This window comes from Kitasatospora sp. NPDC090308 (assembly GCF_044769485.1).
GTDB lineage: Bacteria > Actinomycetota > Actinomycetes > Streptomycetales > Streptomycetaceae > Kitasatospora > Kitasatospora fiedleri.
This window is the reverse complement of the sequence record NZ_JBIVXY010000022.1, coordinates 56951-77627: the sequence shown is the minus strand read 5'-3', so window position 1 is coordinate 77627 and position 20677 is coordinate 56951. Positions and strand designations below refer to the sequence as shown.

Annotated in this window: 22 protein-coding genes; 6 read left to right on the top strand and 16 right to left on the bottom strand. The window is 76.2% G+C overall.

Features of this window, described 5'->3' with window-relative positions; genetic code table 11:
- Positions 1–271 precede the first annotated feature (271 nt).
- Positions 272–721 (top strand): VOC family protein, encoded by a 450-nt coding sequence (locus ACIQVD_RS32045; RefSeq protein WP_400693353.1) that lies wholly within the window; start codon positions 272–274, stop codon positions 719–721.
- A 7-nt stretch (positions 722–728) separates the two neighbouring features.
- On the opposite strand, the gene ACIQVD_RS32040 is transcribed toward ACIQVD_RS32045, so the two are convergent.
- From ACIQVD_RS32040 to ACIQVD_RS32020, 5 genes are all read right to left on the bottom strand, one after another.
- Positions 729–1718, bottom strand: coding sequence for an ArsR/SmtB family transcription factor (locus ACIQVD_RS32040; protein ID WP_402292503.1), 990 nt, complete (start codon positions 1716–1718; stop codon positions 729–731).
- A 140-nt stretch (positions 1719–1858) separates the two neighbouring features.
- Positions 1859–2359: a YfbM family protein gene (locus ACIQVD_RS32035; protein WP_400693345.1), complete on the bottom strand. Its 501-nt coding sequence runs from the start codon at positions 2357–2359 to the stop codon at positions 1859–1861.
- A gap of 32 nt (positions 2360–2391) precedes the next feature.
- Complete coding sequence (locus tag ACIQVD_RS32030) at positions 2392–3141, bottom strand: DUF1775 domain-containing protein (protein WP_402292502.1); 750 nt, start codon at positions 3139–3141, stop codon at positions 2392–2394.
- Between the two features lie 10 nt (positions 3142–3151).
- Complete coding sequence (locus ACIQVD_RS32025) at positions 3152–4579, bottom strand: HEAT repeat domain-containing protein (protein WP_400693339.1); 1428 nt, start codon at positions 4577–4579, stop codon at positions 3152–3154.
- A gap of 256 nt (positions 4580–4835) precedes the next feature.
- Entirely contained in the window at positions 4836–6320 is a 1485-nt protein-coding gene (locus ACIQVD_RS32020; RefSeq protein ID WP_400693336.1) for a hypothetical protein, read from the bottom strand.
- Between the two features lie 465 nt (positions 6321–6785).
- Here ACIQVD_RS32020 and ACIQVD_RS32015 point away from each other — a divergent pair, with 465 nt between their 5' ends.
- The gene (locus ACIQVD_RS32015) at positions 6786–7907 is read left to right on the top strand and encodes an aminoglycoside phosphotransferase family protein (RefSeq protein ID WP_100838365.1); all 1122 of its coding nucleotides are present in this window, start codon (positions 6786–6788) and stop codon (positions 7905–7907) included.
- Positions 7908–7951: 44 nt separating this feature from the next.
- Here ACIQVD_RS32015 and ACIQVD_RS32010 read toward each other — a convergent pair whose 3' ends face one another.
- From ACIQVD_RS32010 to ACIQVD_RS31995, 4 genes are all read right to left on the bottom strand, one after another.
- The gene (locus tag ACIQVD_RS32010) at positions 7952–9082 is read right to left on the bottom strand and encodes an acyl-CoA dehydrogenase family protein (RefSeq protein WP_400693334.1); all 1131 of its coding nucleotides are present in this window, start codon (positions 9080–9082) and stop codon (positions 7952–7954) included.
- A gap of 52 nt (positions 9083–9134) precedes the next feature.
- The gene (locus ACIQVD_RS32005) at positions 9135–9215 is read right to left on the bottom strand and encodes a putative leader peptide (protein WP_359783877.1); all 81 of its coding nucleotides are present in this window, start codon (positions 9213–9215) and stop codon (positions 9135–9137) included.
- Positions 9216–9221: 6 nt separating this feature from the next.
- On the bottom strand, positions 9222–9716 hold the full coding sequence (locus ACIQVD_RS32000) for a hypothetical protein (RefSeq protein ID WP_111556378.1): 495 nt from the start codon (positions 9714–9716) through the stop codon (positions 9222–9224).
- 828 nt (positions 9717–10544) lie between these two features.
- Complete coding sequence (locus ACIQVD_RS31995; protein ID WP_100835418.1) at positions 10545–10790, bottom strand: DUF397 domain-containing protein; 246 nt, start codon at positions 10788–10790, stop codon at positions 10545–10547.
- A gap of 302 nt (positions 10791–11092) precedes the next feature.
- On the opposite strand from ACIQVD_RS31995, the gene ACIQVD_RS31990 reads away from it, so the two are divergent.
- A complete protein-coding gene (locus ACIQVD_RS31990; RefSeq protein WP_100835419.1) occupies positions 11093–11635 on the top strand; it encodes a PTS fructose transporter subunit IIA in 543 nt (180 codons plus the stop codon).
- Positions 11636–11846: 211 nt separating this feature from the next.
- A complete protein-coding gene (locus ACIQVD_RS31985; RefSeq protein WP_400693329.1) occupies positions 11847–12776 on the top strand; it encodes an NAD-dependent epimerase/dehydratase family protein in 930 nt (309 codons plus the stop codon).
- 51 nt (positions 12777–12827) lie between these two features.
- Here the strand turns inward: ACIQVD_RS31985 and ACIQVD_RS31980 are convergent, their stop codons facing one another.
- From ACIQVD_RS31980 to ACIQVD_RS31955, 6 genes are all read right to left on the bottom strand, one after another.
- Entirely contained in the window at positions 12828–13307 is a 480-nt protein-coding gene (locus ACIQVD_RS31980) for an NUDIX hydrolase (RefSeq protein ID WP_400693326.1), read from the bottom strand.
- A gap of 10 nt (positions 13308–13317) precedes the next feature.
- Positions 13318–13947 (bottom strand): acetyltransferase, encoded by a 630-nt coding sequence (locus tag ACIQVD_RS31975; protein ID WP_402292501.1) that lies wholly within the window; start codon positions 13945–13947, stop codon positions 13318–13320.
- A 270-nt stretch (positions 13948–14217) separates the two neighbouring features.
- Positions 14218–14898 carry a sugar transferase gene (locus ACIQVD_RS31970; protein ID WP_402292500.1) on the bottom strand — a complete coding sequence of 227 codons (681 nt, stop codon included), beginning with the start codon at positions 14896–14898 and terminating at the stop codon, positions 14218–14220.
- A 94-nt stretch (positions 14899–14992) separates the two neighbouring features.
- Positions 14993–16180 carry a glycosyltransferase gene (locus tag ACIQVD_RS31965; protein ID WP_400693318.1) on the bottom strand — a complete coding sequence of 396 codons (1188 nt, stop codon included), beginning with the start codon at positions 16178–16180 and terminating at the stop codon, positions 14993–14995.
- Entirely contained in the window at positions 16173–17000 is an 828-nt protein-coding gene (locus ACIQVD_RS31960; RefSeq protein WP_402292499.1) for a polysaccharide deacetylase family protein, read from the bottom strand. The genes ACIQVD_RS31965 and ACIQVD_RS31960 overlap by 8 nt, the downstream gene beginning before the upstream one ends.
- Positions 17001–17226: 226 nt before the next feature.
- Positions 17227–17487, bottom strand: a complete 261-nt coding sequence (locus tag ACIQVD_RS31955) for a hypothetical protein (protein ID WP_400693312.1) — start codon at positions 17485–17487, stop codon at positions 17227–17229.
- Between the two features lie 444 nt (positions 17488–17931).
- Here ACIQVD_RS31955 and ACIQVD_RS31950 point away from each other — a divergent pair, with 444 nt between their 5' ends.
- Complete coding sequence (locus ACIQVD_RS31950; RefSeq protein WP_402292498.1) at positions 17932–18957, top strand: polysaccharide deacetylase family protein; 1026 nt, start codon at positions 17932–17934, stop codon at positions 18955–18957.
- Between the two features lie 138 nt (positions 18958–19095).
- Positions 19096–19428 carry a hypothetical protein gene (locus ACIQVD_RS31945; protein ID WP_402292497.1) on the top strand — a complete coding sequence of 111 codons (333 nt, stop codon included), beginning with the start codon at positions 19096–19098 and terminating at the stop codon, positions 19426–19428.
- A 13-nt stretch (positions 19429–19441) separates the two neighbouring features.
- Here the strand turns inward: ACIQVD_RS31945 and ACIQVD_RS31940 are convergent, their stop codons facing one another.
- Complete coding sequence (locus ACIQVD_RS31940) at positions 19442–20665, bottom strand: MFS transporter (protein ID WP_400693304.1); 1224 nt, start codon at positions 20663–20665, stop codon at positions 19442–19444.
- Between the last annotated feature and the right edge of the window lie 12 nt (positions 20666–20677).

The following is a 20677-nucleotide window of genomic DNA, read 5'->3' as shown; positions in this document are numbered from 1 at the left end:
CCCGCCGCTCCGGCCCCCGTCCCCGCCCTGACCTGACCCGGGCCGGGCCCCCCCCCCCCCCCCCCCCCCCCCCCCCCCCCCCCCCCCCCCGGGGCCCCCCCCCCCCCCCCCCCCCCCCCCCCCCCCCCCCCCCGGGGGGGGGCCCCCCCCCCCCCCCCCGCCCCCCCCCCCCCGCCGCTTCTCCCCCTCTCCCCCTTCCCCGGGCGGACCGACACACCGGCGGCCCGGAGGTCGTTGCCGCTCGATCTGACGTGCGATTGAATCGCCTGCCATGACGCTCACGTGGAAACTCGTCGTGGACAGTTCGGACGCCCCGGCCCTCGCCGAGTTCTGGGCCGCCGCCCTCGACTACCGGGTCGAGGACCCGACCGCCCTGATCGACGCGCTGCTCGCCGACGGCCGCCTCCCGGCCGCCGCCGTCCTGGAGCGCGACGGCCGCAAGCTGTTCCGCGGCTACGCGGCCGTCCGCCACCCCGAGGACCCGTACGACCCGGTGAGCGGCATCGGCCAGGGGCGCCGAATCCTGTTCCAGGACGTCCCCGAGCCGAAGAGCGGCAAGAACCGGCTGCACATCGACGTCCACTCCGGCGGCGAACTCGACGCCGTGGTGGCCCGGTTGGAGTCACTCGGCGCGACCCGGGTCGAGGAGCAGGACCAGGGCCCGGTCGGCCACTGGTGGGTGATGCGCGACCCCCAGGGCAACGAGTTCTGCGTCGCCTGACCTCCCGTCAGCCCCGCTCCGGGCCCTGCGCCAGACGGTCGCCCAGCTCGGTGCGGTGGTAGAGGACCCGGCGGCCCACCCTGGTCCGGTCCACCAGGCCGGTGTCGCGGAGGATCGCCAGGTGGCCGCCGACCGTGCCCACCGACTGGTCTAGCAGCAGGGCGAGTTCGCTGGTGGTGGCGGGCGTCTCCAACTGGCGCAGGATCTGCGCCCGCCCGCCGCCGAGCAGCCGGGCCAGCGCCCGCCCGTCCTCCCCCGCACCGGAGCCCGGCCCGGTCCCGGCCCCGGAGCCGCGCGCCGCGTACACCAGCGCGAACGGGCGGTCCGGCGCCTCGCACAGCCAGGAGCTGCGCTGCGCGGTGACCGGGACGAAGAGCATGCCGTCCGGCCCGACCACCCGGTCCGGGCCGGGCCGGTCGCTGAACCGGATCGCGTCCACGCCGACCCACCCGCTGGTGCGGTTCATCTGGCGCAGGGCCCGCGGCCAGCCGTGCGCGGCCAGCAGCCCGGCCCGGTGCGTGACGTCGCGCTGCAGGGCCGCCCGCCGGGCCGGCCAGTCCGCGGCCAGGTGCGCGTCCCAGACCGCGCGGAACAGCTCGGCCGCCCGGGCGCCGTGCCCGCGTCCGGTGAGCCAGGCCGGCCGCTGACCCGCCCAGGCGTGCTCCTGCGCGGTGCGCAGCCCCGCCACCGCGACCTCGTCCGGCACCCGGGCCACCTCGGCGAGCTCCGACTCCAGCGTGGTCTCCATCCCCCCGCCCGGCGGCAGCGTCAGGTGGTCCGGCAGGTACTTCGTCGCCGCGATCAACTCCACCAGCCCGCGCGCGTACCCGTCCCCCGCCAACCGCGCCAGGAACGCCGCCCGGTGCCGCTCCCGCCAGGGCCCCGCCCACGGCTCACCGTACGGACGGGCCAACTGCACGATCGCCGCCAGCGTCTCGGCGAACGGCGACAGCGCGAACCGGGACCGCGACAGCGCGAGCGAATCCAGCCGCAGCACGACCACGGCGCCACCCTCCCCTCCGGCGAGCTTTCGGTGGAACCCGAAACGATAGGGCCCCCGCCCCGCCCGCTCGCCCACTCCGCGGGTGCTTCCACCACTCCTTCACCACCGCGGCCTCCGCCGGTGCCGCCCGGCGGTCACGAGTACCAGATCAGCAGCCCGTGCCGGTAGCGGGCGGTGCGGGTGAGGTAGCGCAGCAGGTCGGTGTAGTGGGCGGAGAGGTGGTGGAGGGCGGACGGGTCGTCGGCCCAGAGGCGGACGGGGTAGACCTCGGCGGCGGCGAGGTCGGCGGGGGTGAGGCCGGCGGCCAGGGTGTCGAAGGGGAGGTCGGCCAGCTCGCGGACGGCGGTGGCGACCCGGTCGGGGGCGAGCAGGGCGGGCGGGCCGTAGCCCCAGTCCTCGTCGCCGGGGAGGGGGGTGTCGCCGTGGACCAGCTCGGTCGGGAGGCCGCGCCGGGCGAGCAGGTGGGCCAGGGCCGCCCAGGACTTCCCGGTGTCGTGGAAGCGCAGTTCGGAGGGGTCGCGCCGGTGTTCCAGGGCGGCCTGCTCGCGGGTGAACCCCCGGACCCAGCCGGGTTCTTCGAGGGCGCGGGCGAATTCGGCGGGGGCCAGCCGCAGGTAGCTGCCGATGATGCTCATGGGCCGCGATCCTGGCAGCCCCCGCCGACAGGTCAGTCCGAGGGGGACTTCCGGCGGCGCAGGGCCAGGACGGTCAGCGCGGCCAGGACGGCGACGCCCGCGACGCTGCCGAGGACGATCGCGGTGGTGCTGCCGCCGCCGTCCCCGTCGTCGTGCGCGGCGGTGGTGGCCGGGCTCGGCGAGTCGGCGGCGGTCGCGGTGGCGGCGGCGGTCGCGGTGGCGGTCGCGGTCCCAGCCGGAGTCGCGGGCGCGGACGCCGTGGCGGACGGCGACCCGGCGGGGGCCAGTGGCGTCGCACCGGCCGCCGCCGGGCGCAGGGCCAGGGTCGGGGCGGGGTGCTCGGGCTCGGTGCCGCCCTGCGGGAGTTCGATCCAGCGGTCGGTGTGGCCGTCGGAGTAGTCGACCAGGGTCTTGAAGACCAGCGAGGCGGCGTCCGGGAGTTGGCGGACCTTGACCGACCAGTCGGCGGCCGTGCCGGGCGCGAGCGCGGGGCCGGCCAGGGTGTAGCCGTCGGCGGTGGGGGTGAGCGCCCAGCCGGCGGGGGCCTGGGCCAGGGTGACGTCCCCGGGGGCCAGCCCGGCGGGCAGCACGACCTTGACGTCGGTGATGCCCGCGGTGGAGGACTCGCCCTCGGCGGAGAAGGAGACCTCGGCGTCGACGGCGAGCGCCTGCGCGGTCGGCGACCCGACCTCGACGTGCGCCGCCGCGGCGCCGGCCGCGCCGAGCACCAGGGCCAGCGCGAGGACGGGTGCGGCGGGGCGGAGCGGGGTGCGCGGTCGCATGGCGGGCACCCTAGCGGTCCCGGGCCGTCAGCCGGCCGCGCACCGCGGCGTGCACCTCGGCCTCCTCGGCCGGATCGGCGGCGAGTCGGCGCAGCCGTTCGAGGACGCGGACGTCGCCGGTGGTGGTGACGTGGGTGGCGGCGAGCTCGCGGGTGGACTCCTCGCAGTCCCACAGGCACTCGACCGCGGGGCCGGCCCCGAAGTTGGCGTCGGTGACGGCGAGCGCCTGGGCGGCGCGCCCGCGCAGTTCGGAGGAGGCGGCCTCGCCGTAGACGTGCCGCAGGGCGGGGACGGCGGCGGTGGCGTGCAGCCGGCCGACGCCGTCGACCAGGCTGCCGAGGGCGGCGCCGGTGACGCCGTTCAACGAGATCCACTGGTGCAGTGCGGCGACCACGAGCGGGGCGTCGCAGGGCTCCCCGGCGTCCGCGAGGAGGCGGACGGCGGCCTGGGCGAGGGCGCTGTCCGCGCCGCCGGTCGCCGGGTCGGCCCAGCGGCGGGCGTGCGCGAGCGCCTCGGGACCTCGCATGCGGCCGAGCAGTTCCAGCGAGGCGCGGACCACCCGGTGGTCCAGGTCGGCGGCGGCGGTCTCGATCAGCCCGGCGGCGGCCGGGTCGCGCTGTTCGACGAGGTGGCGCAGCGCGGCGCAGCGGGCGCCGGCCGGTCCGTGCCCGGCGGCGTCGTGCAGCAGCGGCGCGTCCTCGGGTCGGACGACGGCGGTGAGACAGCGGGCGGCCGCGGCGGCGCGGCGGGCGAGGGCGTCGGGTGCGGCGCTGTCGCCCTGGTCGGCCCAGGCGAGCACGTCGGCGGTGGACCAGCCGGGGGTGACGCCGGGGCGGGCCAGTTGGCGCTGCCACAGGTCGAAGGGGGACTGCTCGCCGGCGGCGGCCACCCGGGGATGGTGGGCGGCCCACAGCCGCCAGACCCGCGGTTCGTAGGCGGAGCGGACCGCCTCGCGCAGCTCGGCGTCGCCCTCCGGGTCGGCCGGGAAGCGGGCGAGGACGGCGGGGGCGAGGGAGAGCAGGGACTCGTCGGTGTCGCGCAGGGCGAGTTCGTCGAGGGCCCAGGACCAGTTGGCCCCGGTGGTGGTGTAGGCGCGCAGCAGGTCGAGGGCGTCCCGGCGGCCGTAGCCGGCCAGGTGGCCCAGGACGGCGAGGGCGAGGCCGGTGCGGGCCTCGTCGGGGTCGAGGCTGTCCTCGGGCGAGTGGAGGTGGAGCTCGATGCCGGTGAGGGGGGCTTCGAGCTCCATGTAGAGCCGCGCGTAGTACAGGGAGCGGTTCTCGACCTGCCAGTCGGCGCGGGGGTCGTTGGTGACGCAGGTCTCGACGGCGGCGATCGCCTCGTCGCGGTCTGCGGCCAACGCATGCAGCTGCCCGTCCCCACGACCTCTCTGGAGGAGGCCGAGGAGGCTGGCGCTGGGCGCTATCACTGGCTCGAACATGAGGTCAGCATCCGTTGCGGCGGTCGTCGTGGCAACGGGATTTCCGTCGCCGGGGTCGGTTGGCACAGCTCAGGCGCCCGGGCGCCGGAATCACCGAAGGTTACCGCCTGGGTGACCGATCTGCACACAGGGCAACGGATTTCCGCACCGTGACCGCATCACACCGGGTCCGTCCGTACCGGATCGACCCCTTCCGGAATGCCGGGTCCGTTCGAGCCCGAATCACCCGGGCGTCCGACCTCCGGAGCCGCCCCGGTCAGATCGGGCGCGGCCTCCTGGGCGCGGGCAGCGCCTCGTTGATCTGCTCGCGCAGCTCGGCCACCCCGGGCAGTCCCTGGTAGCGGGTGGAGAGCCGGTACATCTCGCGCAGCCGGTCCCAGGTGCGCTTGGAGGAGGTGTCGTTGATCGAGGCGAGGGCGAGCTTGGCCTGCACCTGGGCCTCGTCCGGTTCGCCGGAGATCCAGTGGATGGAGGCCAGGGTGATCCGGTCGAGCAGCGCGGAGCGCTCGCGCCCGGTCTTCTGGCGCAGCCGGATCGCGGTCCGGGCGTGCCGGACGGCGAGCGGGACGGCGCCGGGGTCGTGCTCGGCGAGGGTGCGGTAGACCAGGGCCTGCATGCCGTGCAGTTCGGCCTCGTTGAACAGCTGCATCCAGCTGGGGGCGGGTTCCGGGCTGTCCCGGACGAAGAGCTCCTCGGCCTCGCCGAGCACCCGGCGGGTGGCCTCGGAGCGGCCGAGCGCGGCCTGCGCCCAGGCTTCGACGGTGTGCAGCATGGCCCGGGTGCGCGGCTGGGCGCCGTCGCCGGAGCAGGCGCCGGCCTTGGCCAGCTGCATGAGTTCGAGGGCGTCGTCGGCCCGGCCGAGGTGGAGCATCTGGCGGGCGGCCCGGGAGATCGCCTCGCCGGCCCGGGGGCGGTCCTCGGCCTCCCGGGCGGCCTGCGCGGCGATCACGAAGTAGCGCTGGGCGGTCGGTTCGAGGCCGACGTCGTGGGACATCCAGCCGGCCAGCACGGCGAGGTTGGCGGCGACCGTCCAGAGCCGGCGCTCCAGCGCGGCCGGGTGGTCGTGGGTGAGCAGGCCGCCGACCTCGTTGAGCTGGCCGACCACGGCCTTGCGCTGGAGACCGCCGCCGCGGGACGCGTCCCAGGCCCGGAACACGTCCACGGCGCGCTCCAGCGCGGCGACCTCCTCGTTGCCGACCGGCCCCGGTTCGTAGACGTCCAGGACGGGCCGGGCCCCGCCCTGGACCAGGACGTGGCGGGGGCCCGGGCGGGCGGCCGCCTCGGCGACGGCGCCGCCGGTGAGCCAGTCGTGCAGGTTGTCGGCGATGACCGCGCCCGCCGCGAGGGCGGCGGAGGCGCCGACCAGTCCGCGTCTGTTCAGCATGAGGTCCATTCCCGTGAACTCGGTGAGGACCGCGGCCGTCCGATCCGGTGCCCAGGGCTCCTTCGGCGGTGCTGCGCTGCTGCCGGACCTGGTGGGCCGGTGTCGTTCGAGACCTAGGTCCTCGGTGGTGACGACACGGCCGAGCCGCTCCGTGAACACGGCGGCCAGCACCCTCGGCACCGGGTCGCGCGGGATCTCGCCCTGCTCGATCCAGCGCCGGACCCGGGAGGTGTCGGTGGACAGCTGCTGCTCGCCCAGCGCGGCACCCCGCCGGTTGACCAGCCGGGCCAGCTCGCCCTTGGACCATCCGGTCAGGGCGAAGTGGTCGGCCAGTCTGGTGTTCGGCCCCTTGCTCAACTGAAGCCCCCAGATCCTCGGCTGGCTCGACCCTAGTGGCTCTGTCACATGCCAAGCGACCATTCGCCAGGGTTCGCCAGGGTGCGCTACGTGGTGTGCCAGTGCCGTCCGGGTGTCAGGTAGGTATGCGCCACCCCGACTCCGCGTCGGAACGGCCCCCGACCGGCCCGGACCTGGTTCCGACGGTGCGTCGGGCGGCCTTCCGGGAGCGGCTCAGCGGGGGGTGGCGCGACCGGGTGGCGCGAGGGCGCCGGGCAGGGCGCGGCGGTCGGGACGGACGTACTTCCCCAGGGTGCGGACGGTTCCGGCGGACCGCGGACCGTGCCCGGCGCCCGCGCCCCACCCGGCCGGCCCGACCCCGGTTCGACGGGCCGCTCACAGCTTTGCCGCCGGTCAAGGAAGGACCCTCACTAGCCCATGTACTCCACAGCCAGCACCGGTACCCGCTCGTCGTCCCCGAACGGGATGGACGGCGCGACCGTACGCCCCGCACGCTCCCCCCTGCGCCCCCCGACCGCCGGTTCGGGACGGCCCGCACCGCGCGCCGCCGAACTGCGCGACCCGCGCGGGCGCACCACCCTGGTGACCCGCCCGCTGGCGGAGCAGGCCGGCCGACCGGGCCAGCCGGGCCGACCGGCCGCGGGCCGGGCCCCGGAGGCGTTCGTGGACCGGGTGGACCCGGCCGCGCTGCAGACCCCGGCGGTACGGGCGGTGCTCGCCAACGTCGCGCGGATATGTCCGGCGTTCCTGCCGCGCCAGGTGCTGCGGGAGGGCGGTCGGCACATCCTGATCGCGGGCACCATCGGCCGGGCCCCGGTGGTGGCGAAGTGCCTGTCCCCGGCCGCGCTGCGGGGGGAGCGGGCGGAGCAGCTGGTGGAGCGCTTCCACCACGAGGTGGCGGTGTACCGGGCGTTCGTGCGGCACCGTCCGCCGGTGCGGCTGCCCCGGCTGGTGGCGGCCGACCACGACCGCTGCGTGCTGGTGCTGGAGCGGGTGCCGGGCCGTCCGGCGGCCCGCGAGCGGCACCCGGTGAACGCGCCGACGCCGGGCGAGGTGCGCGCGGTGCTGGGCTCGGTGCGCACGCTGAACCTGTGGCGCCCGCCGACGGACGTGTTCGGCAAGCCGATGGACTACCAGACCGAGATCGCCCGGTTCCACTCGCTGGGCCTGCTGACCGACCGGGACGCGGGCGACCTGCGCGGCCTGCTGCACGGCCTGTCCTCGGTGCCGTGGCAGCTGAACCACGGCGACGCGCTGCTGGGCAACATCCTGCTGGCCCCGTCCGGCCCGGTCCTGCTGGACTGGGAGCAGGCCGGCTGGTACCTGCCGGGCTACGACCTGGCGGTGCTGTGGAGCGTGCTGTCGGGCGACACCGCGGCCCGCCGCCAGATCAGCCAACTCGCCCAGTCCGGCGGCACGCTGGCCCGGGACGCGTTCCTGGTGAACCTGGTGCTGGTGCTGATGCGCGAGCTGCGGCTGCACGACGTCCCGGGCGCGGGCGAGGAGCAGCGGATCATGATCCGCCGGCTGTACGACGACGCGGCGCTGGCCCGCCGCGCGGTCCGCGCGGCGGTCGGCACCCGGTAGTCGGTCGGCACCCGGCAGTCGGTCCGCTCCCGGAGCCGGCGGGGTCAGCCGCCCAGCAGGGCTTCGCCGAGGGCGTCCAGCACGGTGTCCTCGGCGGGCAGTTGGGTGCGCAGGCTGAGTGCGTCGCGCAGGTGCCGCTCCAGCGGGTGGCGGCGGTCGAGCCCGGCGCTGCCGGTGAGGGTGAGGGCCCGCTGCACGGTGTCGCTCGCGGTGCGGGCGGCGAGCAGTTGGACGGCGGGCGCCCGGGTCGCGGCGGACGGGTCGGCGTCGGTGCGGGCGGCGAGGCCGTGGACGAGTTCCTCGGCACCGGTGAGCGCGGCGTCGAGTTCGCCGAGCGGGCGGCGGTGGGCGGTGGTGCCGCGCAGCCGCCCGGCGGACCAGTCGAGGGCGGCCCGGGCGGTGCCCAGCAGGACGGCGGTCAGGGCGAGTTGGTGCCAGGCCGTGGCGACGGGGTCGGCGGGGAAGGCCGGCCCCTTGGGCAGCAGGGCGGCGTCGGTGCCGATCCGGGCGTCCTCCAGCAGGACGTCGTGGCCGGCGGCGGCGCGCAGGCCGAGCTGGTCGGCGGCGGGGTCGATCTCCAGTCCGGGGCTGTCGGCGCGGACCAGGAACAGGCCGGTGCGCGGCTGGTTCTCGGCGGTGCGGGCCTCGACCACGAGCCAGGAGAGCGCTTCGGCGCCGGGGCAGTGCGGGGCGCGTCCGCCGAGCCGCCAGGCGTTGCCCTGCCAGTGCGCGGTGACGGCGGGCGGGCGCCCGGCGGGGGCCCGGAGGGTGCCGACCAGGGCGGGCCCGCGGCGGGACTCGGTGAGCAGCCGTCGGTAGAGCGCGGCGGGCCAGGGCGCGGTGCGGGCCTGTTCGGCGTGGTGCAGCAGGGTGTGCGCGGCGAGCAGGGCGACCGAGGCGTCGCCGCGGCCGAGCCGGGCCAGCACCCGGACGGTGTCGGCCAGGCCGGCGCCCGGCCCGCCGTGCCGCCGGCCGACGGTGAGGGTGAGCAGCCCGGCCTCGTGGGCGGCTTCGACGCCCTGGTACGGGAAGGTGCCGTCGCGGTCGTGCTCGGCGGCCCGGGCGGCCAGCAGGTCGATCACCCGGGGCAGCCGGGCGAACGCCCGCTCGACGGCGTCGTCGGCGGCGTCGGTGACGGGGGCGGGGACGGTCGGCTGTGCTGCGGTGCGGGTCATGGCGGGCCTCCGGGCGGGCGGCGGGGTGTCGGGCGTCCGTGAACTGGGGTTCTCAGGAAGCCGGACAGGCCGCGCCGGCGGTGCGCCGGAGGTCCACGTGCAGGCGGCGGGTGAGCAGCGGTGGCCGGGGCATCGTGCGTCAGCCCTGCTGGAACATCTCCGCCGGAAGCGGCTTGAGGAGCTGGTAGAGGTCGTCCGAAACCGGTCGGTCCCAGGAGGCGATGGTCACCTGGACGCCGTCGCTGCGGCCGAACTGCGAGCAGTACAGCCGCTCCTCGGTGACCTTGACCTTGCGGACGATCAGCAGGTCGTCGCCGAGCATGACCGGGAAGTCCTCGGCCGAGACGAAATCGACCGGTTCCTCGTTCTCCAGCGAGGCGAGCAACTGGCGGGCCTCCAGCGGCACGCCGTCCTCGCTCTCGCGGGCGGGCGAGTCCTCCGGGAGGTTGCCGATCAGCATGGCCGGGCCGCGGCCGCCGAGCAGGTCGTACTGCAGGAAGACGCCTTGGCAGGAACCGTCCTGACCGGCCAGGATCATGACACCGAAATCGCCGGGCCAGTCGCCCGGATCCATGGCCAGTACGTCGAAGTCCGGGCCGGCGGGCTGTCCGGAGCGACGGCGGAGAAATGACATGGGCCCATCGTACGGGGCCGGTGGGCGGGGGCCGGTGCGCGGGTCCGCGATCAGGCCGAGTTCTACGCTCAGGGACCAATGTTGACTCTGAGCAACCGTCCGGGCTACGTTCGGTTCAGCACGACGGCCGCTCCGGGGCGAGATCCACGGGGAGCGGGTTGTCGCAGCGTGCCTTGCGCGCATTCCCTCACTGCGCACGCGGTCGTGTGAACTCCAAGCACCATTTGCTGATTCAATGGTCCTTAGACGGTTCCTGGAGCCTGCGGGTGATTCCGGCGGGCTCCGGACGGTCGAGGTGCCATCGGGATCGGCGCCACCACAGCCACATAACCGAACCCAGAGCCAGGTTCGCGGGGCCCTCGTGCCGTCGCGTCCGCGAACCTCGCCCGGATCACCGCCGCGTGGGGGCGTGCGGAATCCGGGCTCCGACCCACCCGGGGAGTCGCTCTTCCCGGTCGGGTCACTCCCGCTGCGACGGCTGCCGCACCCTGTGCGGCACAGGGAATGGGAGAGCCCGTCATCGGCGCCGTTGACGGGCAGCAGAAGCGGGCGCCGTGCCTATACCGCGTGGGGGCGGTAGGCACGGCGTCTGCCTGCTCTTACTGTGCTGGCAGGCTTGTCGACCAGTCAACAAGATTCGGCCCATCAGAACTCTTTTGTAACCTCGACGTATGCCCGGCCGTCACCTGGACGCGGGCCCCGGCCCCGGCCGCCGTGCCCGGGAACTCCTGGTCGGGCGCGTGGCGGAGCGGCGAACACCCGGCCAACCGCGCGGGCCGCCGCGGCCGGGACCGGCCGGTTTCCACCGCCCCGGCGCCGTGCTTGCGGCTACTGGTTCCGCGGGTCGAACTCGCCGTCCCGGGCGCCCAGCACGAAGGCCCGCCACTCGGCGGGGGTGAAGATCAGCGCCGGGCCGTCCGGCTCCGCGCCGTTGCGCATCGCGATGTACCCGTCGACGAAGGCGATCTGGACGCCCTGTTCGCCGCCGGGCGCGTGCTGCCACTCGGCCCCGCTCACGTCGAGCTCGATCTTGCGGCGCTCGTCCGCCGCCCGTGCCGCCTCTGCCGGCGTCATCCGCACACCCTCCCGCCCGGACTCCCGCCCGGAGTCGTCCTGCCTGTGGTCGAGCGGCAAGTTTAGCCACCCGCGGCCCCCGGCCCGACCGTTCCGGCCCGGCGCGCCCACCGGACGGGGCAGATGGGGCGATCCGGCCCTCCCGGGGCGGCTGCTGTGCTAGGAGCCGCCCCCTCGAACGTCCGGGCCCCGGCGGTCCCGGTCGGACACGCCGACCCGGGCGCGCCCGAGGAGCACGCTCCGGGCGGCGGCCGGGGTGAGGATGGGTGGCGAGCAGTCAGCCACCCAACCGGGAGCAGCCGATGGACCAGCGGGACCGCAGCCGCGCCGACGTCATCCCGATCTCGACCGCGCCCTCGGCCCCGCCGGTGGGCGCCGCGACGGGCACCGTGACCGCGCCGGTGCCCTCGGTGCCGCGCCCCGCCCGGCCCGCCGGGCACGGGCGGGTGGGCCTGGTGCTGGTGTCGCACAGCCAGGAACTCGCGGACGCGGTGCGGGCGGTGGCCCTGGCCGTGACGGAGGCGGACGATCCGGCTCCGGTCGCGGCGACCGGCGGTTCGCTGGAGGACGGCCCGGGCAGCAGCGCGGTGCTGGTGGCCGCGGCGGCCCGCCGGGTCGACCAGGGCCACGGCGTGGCGGTGCTGTGCGACCTGGACGGCCCGGTCCGCACCGTGCTGACGGTGCTGGCGGCGGCCGAGGAGCACGGCCTGCCGTTCCCGACCCGGTTCGCGGACGCCCCGTTCGTGGAGGGCGCGGTGGCCGCGGTGGCGACCGCGACCGCGGGCGGCGACCTGGCGGCGGTGCTGGACGCGGCGGAGGAGACCGCCCGCCGGCCGAAGCGCTGAGCCCCGGCCCGGGCCGGTCCGCCCCTTCGCCCGTCAGCCGATCCGCCGACGTGCCGGTGCGCCGTCCGTCGTCCCGGATGTGTCCGATGGGACGGTTTGGTGGCGACTGTGCGGGTTTCCCGCCCGCCGGGCCCCGGGCCGCCGCTAGAGTCGGCCGCATCGGCCCGGCGGGGGGAGTCCCCGGGCCCGACCGGAGGGGTGGTGCGCGGCCGTGCGTGTGGTGATCACCGGCGGGGCAGGGTTCATCGGGGCCAATCTGGCCAGGGAGTTGACGTCCCGTCCGGAGGTGGCGGAGGTCCGGGTGGTGGACGACCTGTCCACCGGTAGCAAGGCCAACCTGGCGGGGGTGGACGTCGCCCTCTTCGAGGGCAGCATCCTCGATCCGGCCCTGCTGGACGCGGCGTTCACCGGCGCCGACGCGGTGGTGCACCTGGCGGCCCTGCCGTCCGTGCCGCGGTCGATCGCCGCCCCGCTGGCCAGCCACCGGGTGAACGCCACCGGCACCCTGGAGGTGCTGGAGGCGGCCCGCCGCGCGGGCGGCCTGTACGTGGCGGCGGCGTCCTCCTCCTCGGTGTACGGCGCGAACCGGGAGCTGCCCAAGCGCGAGACGATGCGCACCGTCCCGATGAGCCCGTACGCGGTCTCCAAGCTCGCCACCGAGTCCTACCTCGGCGCGTACCACCACTGCTACGGCCTGGGCGTGCTGCCGCTGCGCTTCTTCAACGTCTTCGGCCCGCTCCAGCCCGCCGGGCACGCGTACGCGGCGGTGGTCCCGGCCTTCCTGGACGCGGCGCTGGCCGGCCGGCCGGTGACGGTGCACGGGGACGGGCGGCAGAGCCGGGACTTCACCTACGTCGGCACGGTGACCCAGGTGCTCGCCGAGGCGGTGCTGCGCCGGGTGGTCTCCGCGGAGCCGGTGAACCTGGCCTTCGGGACGCGCACTTCGCTGCTGGAGCTGATCGGCCTGCTGGGCGGGGTGCTAGGGGCGCCGGTCGCCGCCGAGCACGTCGACCCGCGGCCGGGGGACGTGCGGGACTCGCAGGCCGACAACGCGCGGCTGCGCGAGCTGTTCCCGGACGTGGCGCCCGTCCCGCTGGAGGAGGGCCTGCGGCGCACCGCGGCCTGGTTCCGGACGCTCTGAGGCACCGGAGGGCGGGAGCGGGGCGCGCACCCCGCTCCCGCCCTCCGGCGTTCAGGGCGCCGTCAGTTCGAAGTGCGCCTCGTCCTTCCCGGCCAGCGCGCGGGCGATGTGCTCCAGGAGGCGGTCCTCCAGTTCGGGCAGCGCGTCCGGGTGGAACCAGCCGACCTCGAGCGACTCGTCGTCGTTCACCCGGGCCTCGCCGGACAGCGGGCGGCACCGGAAGACCAGGTCGAGGTACTGGGTGCGGTCGCCGTTCGGGTACTCGATCATCGGGGAGACCGCCACCGAGACCAGCCGCTCGGGCCGCACCTCGACCCCGGTCTCCTCCCGGCACTCGCGCACCACGGCGTCCGCGGGCTGCTCCCCCGGGTCGATGATGCCGCTGATCAGTGCCCACCGGCCGTTGTCCGCCCGCCGTCCGAGCAGCACCCGGCCGTCCTCGTCCACCACCACCGCCGACACCCCGGACAGCCAGAGCGGCCGGTGCCCGACCACGGCGCGCAGGTCCGCCAGAAACGCAGGAATTCCCATGCGGGGAAGCCTAGGCGATGCCCCCGGGGGCGGGAGGGCGGCGCAGCAGCGGGCGGGCCGGGGTGCCGACCACGGTGGTGCCGGGCGGCACGTCGCGGGTGACGGTGGCGGCGGCGCCGACGAAGGCGGCGCGGCCCACGGTGCGGCCCTGGAGGACCACGGCTCCGGAGCCGACGGTGCTGTCGTCCTCCAGTCGGACGGCGCCGGAGACGTGGGCGCCGGGGTAGACGGTGACGCGGGCGCCGAGGCGGGTGTCGTGGCCGACGGTCGCGTTGTAGTGGACCTGGCTGTGCGGGCCGAGGCGGACGCTGCTGGAGACGTGCGCGCCGCCCATCACCAGGCAGCCGGGGGCGAGTTCGGTCTCGGGGGCGATGATCGCCCGGGGGTGCGCCAGGGTGACGGGGTGGCCGCCCGCCGCGTCCAGCAGCCCGGCCAGCCGGGCCCGGGCCGCCGGGTCGGCGATCCCGACCAGGTACCCGGCGCCGGGCGGCAGTTCGGCGGGGGCGCGGACGGGCAGGCCGCGCACCGTGCTCCCGGCCTGCCGGTCGTCGAGGAACCCGGCCACCTCGACGCCCGCGGCGAGCGCCACGTCCAGCGCCTCCCGGCCGACGCCGCCCGCGCCCGCGATCCACAGCACCATGCGCCGTTCTCCGTCCCTCGTCCGTGCCCTCGCCGATCGTCCGTCACCGGAAACGTACCCGGCCGGGCGGTCGCCGCCGCCCGGCCGGACCGTTCCGCCGCACCGGGCCGAGGGCCTGTCTTCGAACCCCCGTCGTAGCCCTGCGGCGTCCGGTGCGGGCTCTCGGCGTGCCGGGCGAAGGGCCTCGTACTGGATGTACTTGGTTCTTTGCCCGGTGCGGCGGGAGTGGGTGCCAGGCGTTGCGGGGCAGGCGGGGGTTGAAGACAGGCCCTAGCCGCGCAGTTCCTCCGGGGCCAGCCGGGGCGCGGTCGCGGTGGCCTGCCGGGGCAGCACGATCCGGGAGGCGGCCGGGACGGCGGGCTCGGCGGTCGGCTGGGTCGGGGCCGGGAAGCCGGGGTTGACGCCGCCGGCGGCGGTGATGCCGGCCGGGCGCAGCAGCACCTTCACGGTGAGGGCGAGGATGCGCAGGTCGAGGGCGAGGCTGTGGTGCTCGATGTACCAGAGGTCGAGTTCGATGCGTTCGGGCCAGGTGATGGAGTTGCGGCCGCGGACCTGGGCCCAGCCGGTGAGGCCGGGGCGGACGGCGAGGCGGCCGCGCTGGCGGGTGGAGTAGTGGACGACCTGCTCGGGCAGGGTGGGGCGGGGGCCGATGACGCCCATGTCGCCGCGCAGGACGTTCCACAGCTGCGGGAGTTCGTCCAGGCTGCTCTTGCGGAGCAGCGCGCCGAGGCGGGTGATGCGCGGGGCGTCGGGCTCGTCCTCGTACTGCCGGTCGCGCATGGTGCGGAACTTGAGGATGTCGAACTCCCGGCCGTGGCGGCCGGTGCGGGTCTGCCGGAAGATCACCGGTCCGCCCATGGTGGCGCGGATCAGGAGGGCGATCAGCAGGCCGAGCGGGAGCGCGATGATCCCGGCCAGCACAGTGACCGCGAGGTCCCCCCCTCGCTTCATTTCTCCCCCAACTGGGTTGGTGCGGTGCAGTGCGGTGCGGTGTGGTGGTGCGGTGTGGTGGTGGTGCGGATGACGGTGGCGGCGGTGCGGACGCTCAGTCGGTGCTCCAGCGCAGCCCGCGGCGGCGGGCGACGGCGGCGTAGGTCTCCAGCGAGACCTGGGCGACCGCGCGCTGGTCGAACCGTTCGAGGGCGCGGCGGCGGGCCGCCGCGCCCAGGCGTGTCCGCAGGCCGGGCTCGGTGAGGAGCCGGTCGAGCGCGGCGGTGAGGGCGGCGGCGTCGGCCGCCGGGGCGAGCAGCAGGTGCCGGTCGTGGGTGCCGATCTCGCGGCAGCCGCGGATGTCGCTGAGCAGCAGGGGCAGGCCGCTGGCGGCGGCCTCCATGCCGGAGCGGGAGAAGCCCTCCCGGTGGGAGGGGAGGACGAAGACGTCGAGTGCGGCGTAGACGGCGGGCATGTCGTCGCGGGGGCCGAGGAACTCCACGCCCGCCTCGGCGGCGCGCAGCGCGTCGGGCTTGTCGGGGTCGTCGGGGCCGATCCAGACGAAGCGGGCCTTGCCGGCCAGCGCGCGGGCGGCCTCGGCGTACTCGCGGATGCCCTTCTCGGCGACCCGCCGGCCGACCCCGCCGACCAGCAGCTCGTCCTCGGCGAGGCCGAGTTCGGCGCGCAGCCGGGCGCGCAGGGCGTCCCGGGCCGGGCCGGGGGCGGGAAAGCGGTCGAGGTCGACGCCGTTGCCGACCACCCGGGAGCGCCCGGCGGGGACGCCCCACCTGGCGAGCGCGGCCCGGTCCTCGGCGTTCTGGTAGAGCTCGGCGTGCGAGAAGCGGGCGGCGAGCGCCTCGGCGCCGAGCACGGCGAGCCGTTTGGCGAGCGGGTCGTGGGCCTGGGCCCACAGGCCGTGGCAGGTGTTGACGACGACGGGGACGCGGGCGAGCCGGCCCAGGACGCGGCCGAGCACGCCGGTCTTCGGGTTGTGGGTGTGCAGCACGTCGGGCCGGATGCGGCGCAGCTCGGCGAGCAGTTCGCGGGCGGCGGCGAGGTCGGCGGCCGGCTGCCAGGCGCGGGTGAGCGAGGGCAGCGGGAGGTGCCGGACGCCGATCCGTTCGATCCGTTCCCGGTAGGGGCCGGGGGCGCTGATGCCGTAGGTGCGCAGGCCGTGTTCGACGTCGACGGTGAGCTCGGTGGCGAGCAGCAGGTGCAGCGACATGTCGACGGTGGTGAGGTGGGCGACCCGCAGCGGCCGGCCGCCCTCGCCGCGCAGGCGGAGCGGGAGCTGGTCAGGCACCGGCGCCCACCGCCTTCGCGGCGGCGACGATCCGGGCGTAGGCGCGTTCGGGGACCAGCCGGCCGTACAGCTTGGCCTGGAAGAAGTCGATCGGGTCGGTGCGCCGGACCGGGACGCGGTGGAAGCGGGCCGGGTCGTACCCGGGCAGGTTGCGGCCGACCAGGCCGGTGGCGCAGGTGCGGAAGCGGGCGCGCAGCGCGGCGTCCAGGTGCGGGACGGGGCGGCCCCAGGTGTAGGCGAAGTGCCGGGGGCGGGTGCCGAGGTGCTCCTCGACGTCGTCGCCGCAGGCGTCGAGCTCGGCGGTGCTGAGCAGTTCGGGGCGGGCGTGGCTGCGGGTGTGGTTGGCGACGGTGCACAGCCCGGAGGCGGTCATCTCGCGCAGTTGCTCCCAGCTGAGGCCGGTGGCGGGGGCGCCCTTGGCGGTGGAGCCCTCCCAGCGCATCGGGGCGCCGACCAGGCCGCTGGCCAGGTAGACGGTGAACGGCAGGCCGCGTTCGCGGAGCAGCGGCCAGGCCGTCTCGTAGGTGTCGGCGAAGCCGTCGTCGAAGGTGAGGACGGTGCTGGGGGTGCGCAGGCCGGCGTCGAGGCGGTCGGCGGCGGTGTCCAGCGGGACGACCCGGCCGGGCGGGAGCTCGGCGAGCAGGTCCACCTGGGCGGTGAAGTCGGCGGTGGCGAGGTCGAGCTCGTCGCTCGTGCCGCCGCCGACCCGGTGGTAGATGAGCAGGGTGGCGCCCGCGCCGGGCACCCGCCCGGCCGCGCGGGCCAACTGCTGTTTGACCTTCGACCGGACGCCTCCGGCCCGGCCGGCGGTGCTCGTCATGGATCCCCCTCGCGGTGCCCCCGCACCGGACTGTGACTCCCCCGGCCCGCGGTTGCCGCGGGCGATGCGCATCACAGTAGGGGGAAGTGTGAGGCTGCTGCCCCGGAAACGTGAAAGAAGTGCGTAGGTAGGCCGAAAATCAGCCGGTCCGACCGGTCCTGTCCCATTGGTGGACGTTTTCCGGTCGGCAGTCGATCAACGGGGGCGCGCCCCCGGCGCCCGGGGCTCAGGGGGTGGCGCCGCCGCTCGGGCGCAGCAGCGCGATGCCGATCCGGACCAGCAGCAGCACCCCGGCGGCCAGGCAGCCGGCCACCGCCATCACCCAGGCCGGGCCGTCGGTCTGCGGGACGAGCACCGCCACCGCGATGCCCATGCCGACGCAGAGCACGCCCACCAGGGCCAGCAGCGGCTGGTGGCGGCGCAGCGCGCAGCCGCCGAACAGGGCTGACCGGCGAGTAGCGGGGCGGTTACTTCGGGTGTCTGCCATGCCCTCCACGGTAACCCGGTCCGGGGGCGCGGGCCACAGTCCTCCGGCCCTTGCGGAGCACCGCTCCGGTCCCGCCCGCAGCGGCTTCCGCCCGCCCGTCCGCCGTTGTGTCCGGCCCCCGGACGGCCGCTGTAGGGCCGCTGTAGGGCCGCTGCACGGCCCCCGTCCGGCCGCCGTCCGGCCGCCGCGCGGGCCGTTCCCGGAGCGCTTCCGGAGCGCTTCCGGACCGCCCGCAAAATCTCGCCGTCCGGCGTACAACCATCCCGGGGCGTCGTGGGTCTCCACTACATTGAGCGATCCAGGAGCCGTCCGACGAGCGGGATTGGGAGTGCCCGCCGCGGGCTAGATCACTCGGGTGCGGAGCCGCCGCGCCCGGGGTCGGAGGCCGGGCTCCGCCTGCCGACGGTACCGCCACGCCGCTTGTCGGCGACCGAGGGGGGAACCGTGTCGTACGCCACCGTCACCGCTGCCACCGCCGCTGCCGTCTGCGCCCCGCCCCAGCCCGTCGTCCCGTCCGCGACCCCGCCCGCTCCGTCCTCGGCGCCCGACCAGCCCAGGGAGCGGGACCGGGGCAGCTGGCTGCGGTTCAGTCCCGCCCAGCCGTTGTTCCGGGCCCGGGCGGCGCAGCGGCTGGCCGTGCTCGCCTACCACGGGATCACCGACCCGGCCTCGTTCGGCGCCCAGCTGGACCGGCTGCGGCGGCTGGCCACCCCGGTGTCCGTGCCGGACGTGGAGCGGGCTCTGGCCGAGGGGCGGCCGCTGCCGCCGCGCTCGGTGCTGGTGACCTTCGACGACCCGGACCGCACGGTGCTGCGGCACGCGCTGCCCGAGCTGGTGGCCCGGCGGATCCCCGCCGCCGCGTTCGTGATCGCCGAGCTGGTCGGCACCGAGAAGCCGTTCTGGTGGCACGAGGCGGCGTTCCTGGCCCGCTACGGCGGCCGGGCCCGGCTGCTGCCCCGCGGCGCCGACCCGGCCCGGGTGCTGGCGCTGCTCAAGGCGATGCCCGACCCGGACCGCCGGCGCAGCCTGGCCGAGCTGCGGGTCTCCGCGCACCGCCGCCCGCCGGCCCAGGAGCAGCTGCGCCCGGAGGACCTGCGGGTCCTGCGGGAGGCGGACGTCGCGGTCGGCAACCACACCCTGGGCCACCCCTCGCTGCGGCGCTGCGACGAGGCGACGGTGCACGCGGAGATCGCCGGCGCGCACCGGGTGCTGTCCCGCTGGCTGGGCGAGGCCCCCACCGCCTTCGCCTACCCGGACGGCGGCTTCGACGAGCGGGCGGACGCCGTGCTGCGCCAGCTCGGCTACCGGCTCGGCTTCCTCTCCGACCACCGGCTCGGCCCCCGGTTGCCCGCGCACCCGCTGCGGATCAGCCGCCTCCAGGTCGACTCGACCACCTCGACCCGCCGGTTCGACACCATCCTGTCCGGCCTGGAACCGGCGGTGCAGCGGCTGCTGGGGGCGCAGGCGTAAGCCCCGGGTACGGACGTGAGCCTCGGGTACGGACGCGGGCCCCGGGTACGGACGCGGGTGGCACGGGCGGGGCCGGGGCCGGACACTGGCGGGGGCGGCCCGCCCGGGCCGGCCACCGGCACCCGGTCCGGAGCAGCGATGAGCGAGACGTTTCCGGCGCTGTGCGCGCACACCCACCTGTTCCCGGGGGCGCGGCTGCGGGTCCGGGGCCTGCCCGATCCGGCGGCCTTCGCGGCGGCGCCCGGGCCCCCGAACGCCGGCCTCGACCTCGACCTCGACCTGCACTTCGCGGACGGCTCGGCCGCCGAGGGCCGGCTGCGCGCGGCCGGACCGGCCGTGGCCGAGCTGGCCGTGGCCGGGTACACGACGGCGGCCGGGACGCGGGTGGACGCCCGGACCTGGGAGGTGCGGGCGTCCGTGGCGGCCGACGGCGGGCTGGAGCTGACGGTCGGGGGCCGGTCGGCCGGGTGAGCGCGGGCCGGGGTCAGTCGGTGGCGGTGGGCCGGATGCCGCGCATCCGGCCGATCGCGTAGACGGCGCCGGCCAGGGCCAGGTCGGAGAGCAGCATGAAGCCGATCGAGTAGCTGTTCTTGGCGCTGTAGATCGCGCCCATCACCAGCGGCGGGACGAAGCCGCCGAGGCCGCCGATCGCGCCGACGATGCCGGTCACCGAGCCGACCTGGGCGACCGGGGTGACCTGGGCGACCAGCGCGAACACCGAGCCGCTGGTGGTGCCCAGGCCGGCCGCCATCACCAGGAAGGCGATGGTGCCGATCGGGCTGAGGTCCGGGTCGAAGGCCTGGACGATGGCGAACAGTGCGGTGGTCCCCAGCGCCCAGGCGGTCACCACGGCCGGGTGGACGCGGTCGGAGAGCCAGCCCCCGAACGGCCGGAAGACCACCGTGACCAGCGCGAACCCGGCGGCCTTGGTGCCGGCGTCGGTGGCGGACAGCTCGTACCAGGTCTTCAGGTACGTCGGCAGGTAGACGCCGAACGCGACGATGCCGCCGAACCCGATCGCGTACAGCGCGGACAGCTCCCACGTCACCCGCAGCCGCCCGGCCCGGCCGAGCCGGGAGGCCAGCGAGGCGGTCGGGACCACCCGGTCGGGGCGGTCGCGCAGCAGCAGGTAGGACAGCACGGTGTACCCGGCCAGGGCGATCGCCAGCACCCAGAACGGCAGGTCGTGGCCGTGCTTCCACAGCCGCGGCGTGAAGTAGCCGGACAGCGCGACGCCGCCCATGCCCATGCCGAACACGCCGACGCCCAGGCCGCGCTTGTGCGGCGGGAACCAGGAGTTCACCAGCGGCACGCCGATCGCGAAGGTGGTGCCGCCGAGCCCGAGGAAGAAGCCGACCACCAGCAGCGCCCCGTACGAGCTGCGGGCCGGGATCAGCAGCAGCACCGGGACGATGGTCAGCGCCGACATCAGCGGGAACATCAGCCGCGCCCCGAAGCGGTCGGTCAGCGCGCCGACCGGGACGCGGCCCAGCGAGCCCACGATGACCGGCACCGCGACCAGGAACGACTGCGCGAACGACGACATGTGCAGTGTCTTGTCGAACTCGCCCGCCAGCGGGGCGATCAGGTTCCAGGCCCAGAAGGTCAGCGCGAAGCCGACGGTGGCGACCACCAGGTTGGTGTAGGCCGTCCCCGACACCCGTTCGTCGGCCGGCACCCGTTCGTTCGATGCTGTCAGCTGTCCCATGGGACCCAAGCC

What these genes read in the sequence shown, in the direction of transcription:
- ACIQVD_RS32045 (WP_400693353.1), top strand. Translation starts at nt 272, where the DNA reads ATGACGCTCACGTGGAAACTCGTCGTGGACAGTTCGGACGCCCCGGCC.
- ACIQVD_RS32035 (WP_400693345.1), bottom strand. Translation starts at nt 2,359, where the DNA reads ATGAGCATCATCGGCAGCTACCTGCGGCTGGCCCCCGCCGAATTCGCC.
- ACIQVD_RS32030 (WP_402292502.1), bottom strand. Translation starts at nt 3,141, where the DNA reads ATGCGACCGCGCACCCCGCTCCGCCCCGCCGCACCCGTCCTCGCGCTG.
- ACIQVD_RS32025 (WP_400693339.1), bottom strand. Translation starts at nt 4,579, where the DNA reads ATGTTCGAGCCAGTGATAGCGCCCAGCGCCAGCCTCCTCGGCCTCCTC.
- ACIQVD_RS32015 (WP_100838365.1), top strand. Translation starts at nt 6,786, where the DNA reads ATGGACGGCGCGACCGTACGCCCCGCACGCTCCCCCCTGCGCCCCCCG.
- ACIQVD_RS32010 (WP_400693334.1), bottom strand. Translation starts at nt 9,082, where the DNA reads ATGACCCGCACCGCAGCACAGCCGACCGTCCCCGCCCCCGTCACCGAC.
- ACIQVD_RS32005 (WP_359783877.1), bottom strand. Translation starts at nt 9,215, where the DNA reads ATGCCCCGGCCACCGCTGCTCACCCGCCGCCTGCACGTGGACCTCCGG.
- ACIQVD_RS32000 (WP_111556378.1), bottom strand. Translation starts at nt 9,716, where the DNA reads ATGTCATTTCTCCGCCGTCGCTCCGGACAGCCCGCCGGCCCGGACTTC.
- ACIQVD_RS31995 (WP_100835418.1), bottom strand. Translation starts at nt 10,790, where the DNA reads ATGACGCCGGCAGAGGCGGCACGGGCGGCGGACGAGCGCCGCAAGATC.
- ACIQVD_RS31990 (WP_100835419.1), top strand. Translation starts at nt 11,093, where the DNA reads ATGGACCAGCGGGACCGCAGCCGCGCCGACGTCATCCCGATCTCGACC.
- ACIQVD_RS31980 (WP_400693326.1), bottom strand. Translation starts at nt 13,307, where the DNA reads ATGGGAATTCCTGCGTTTCTGGCGGACCTGCGCGCCGTGGTCGGGCAC.
- ACIQVD_RS31975 (WP_402292501.1), bottom strand. Translation starts at nt 13,947, where the DNA reads ATGGTGCTGTGGATCGCGGGCGCGGGCGGCGTCGGCCGGGAGGCGCTG.
- ACIQVD_RS31970 (WP_402292500.1), bottom strand. Translation starts at nt 14,898, where the DNA reads ATGAAGCGAGGGGGGGACCTCGCGGTCACTGTGCTGGCCGGGATCATC.
- ACIQVD_RS31960 (WP_402292499.1), bottom strand. Translation starts at nt 17,000, where the DNA reads ATGACGAGCACCGCCGGCCGGGCCGGAGGCGTCCGGTCGAAGGTCAAA.
- ACIQVD_RS31955 (WP_400693312.1), bottom strand. Translation starts at nt 17,487, where the DNA reads ATGGCAGACACCCGAAGTAACCGCCCCGCTACTCGCCGGTCAGCCCTG.
- ACIQVD_RS31945 (WP_402292497.1), top strand. Translation starts at nt 19,096, where the DNA reads ATGAGCGAGACGTTTCCGGCGCTGTGCGCGCACACCCACCTGTTCCCG.
- ACIQVD_RS31940 (WP_400693304.1), bottom strand. Translation starts at nt 20,665, where the DNA reads ATGGGACAGCTGACAGCATCGAACGAACGGGTGCCGGCCGACGAACGG.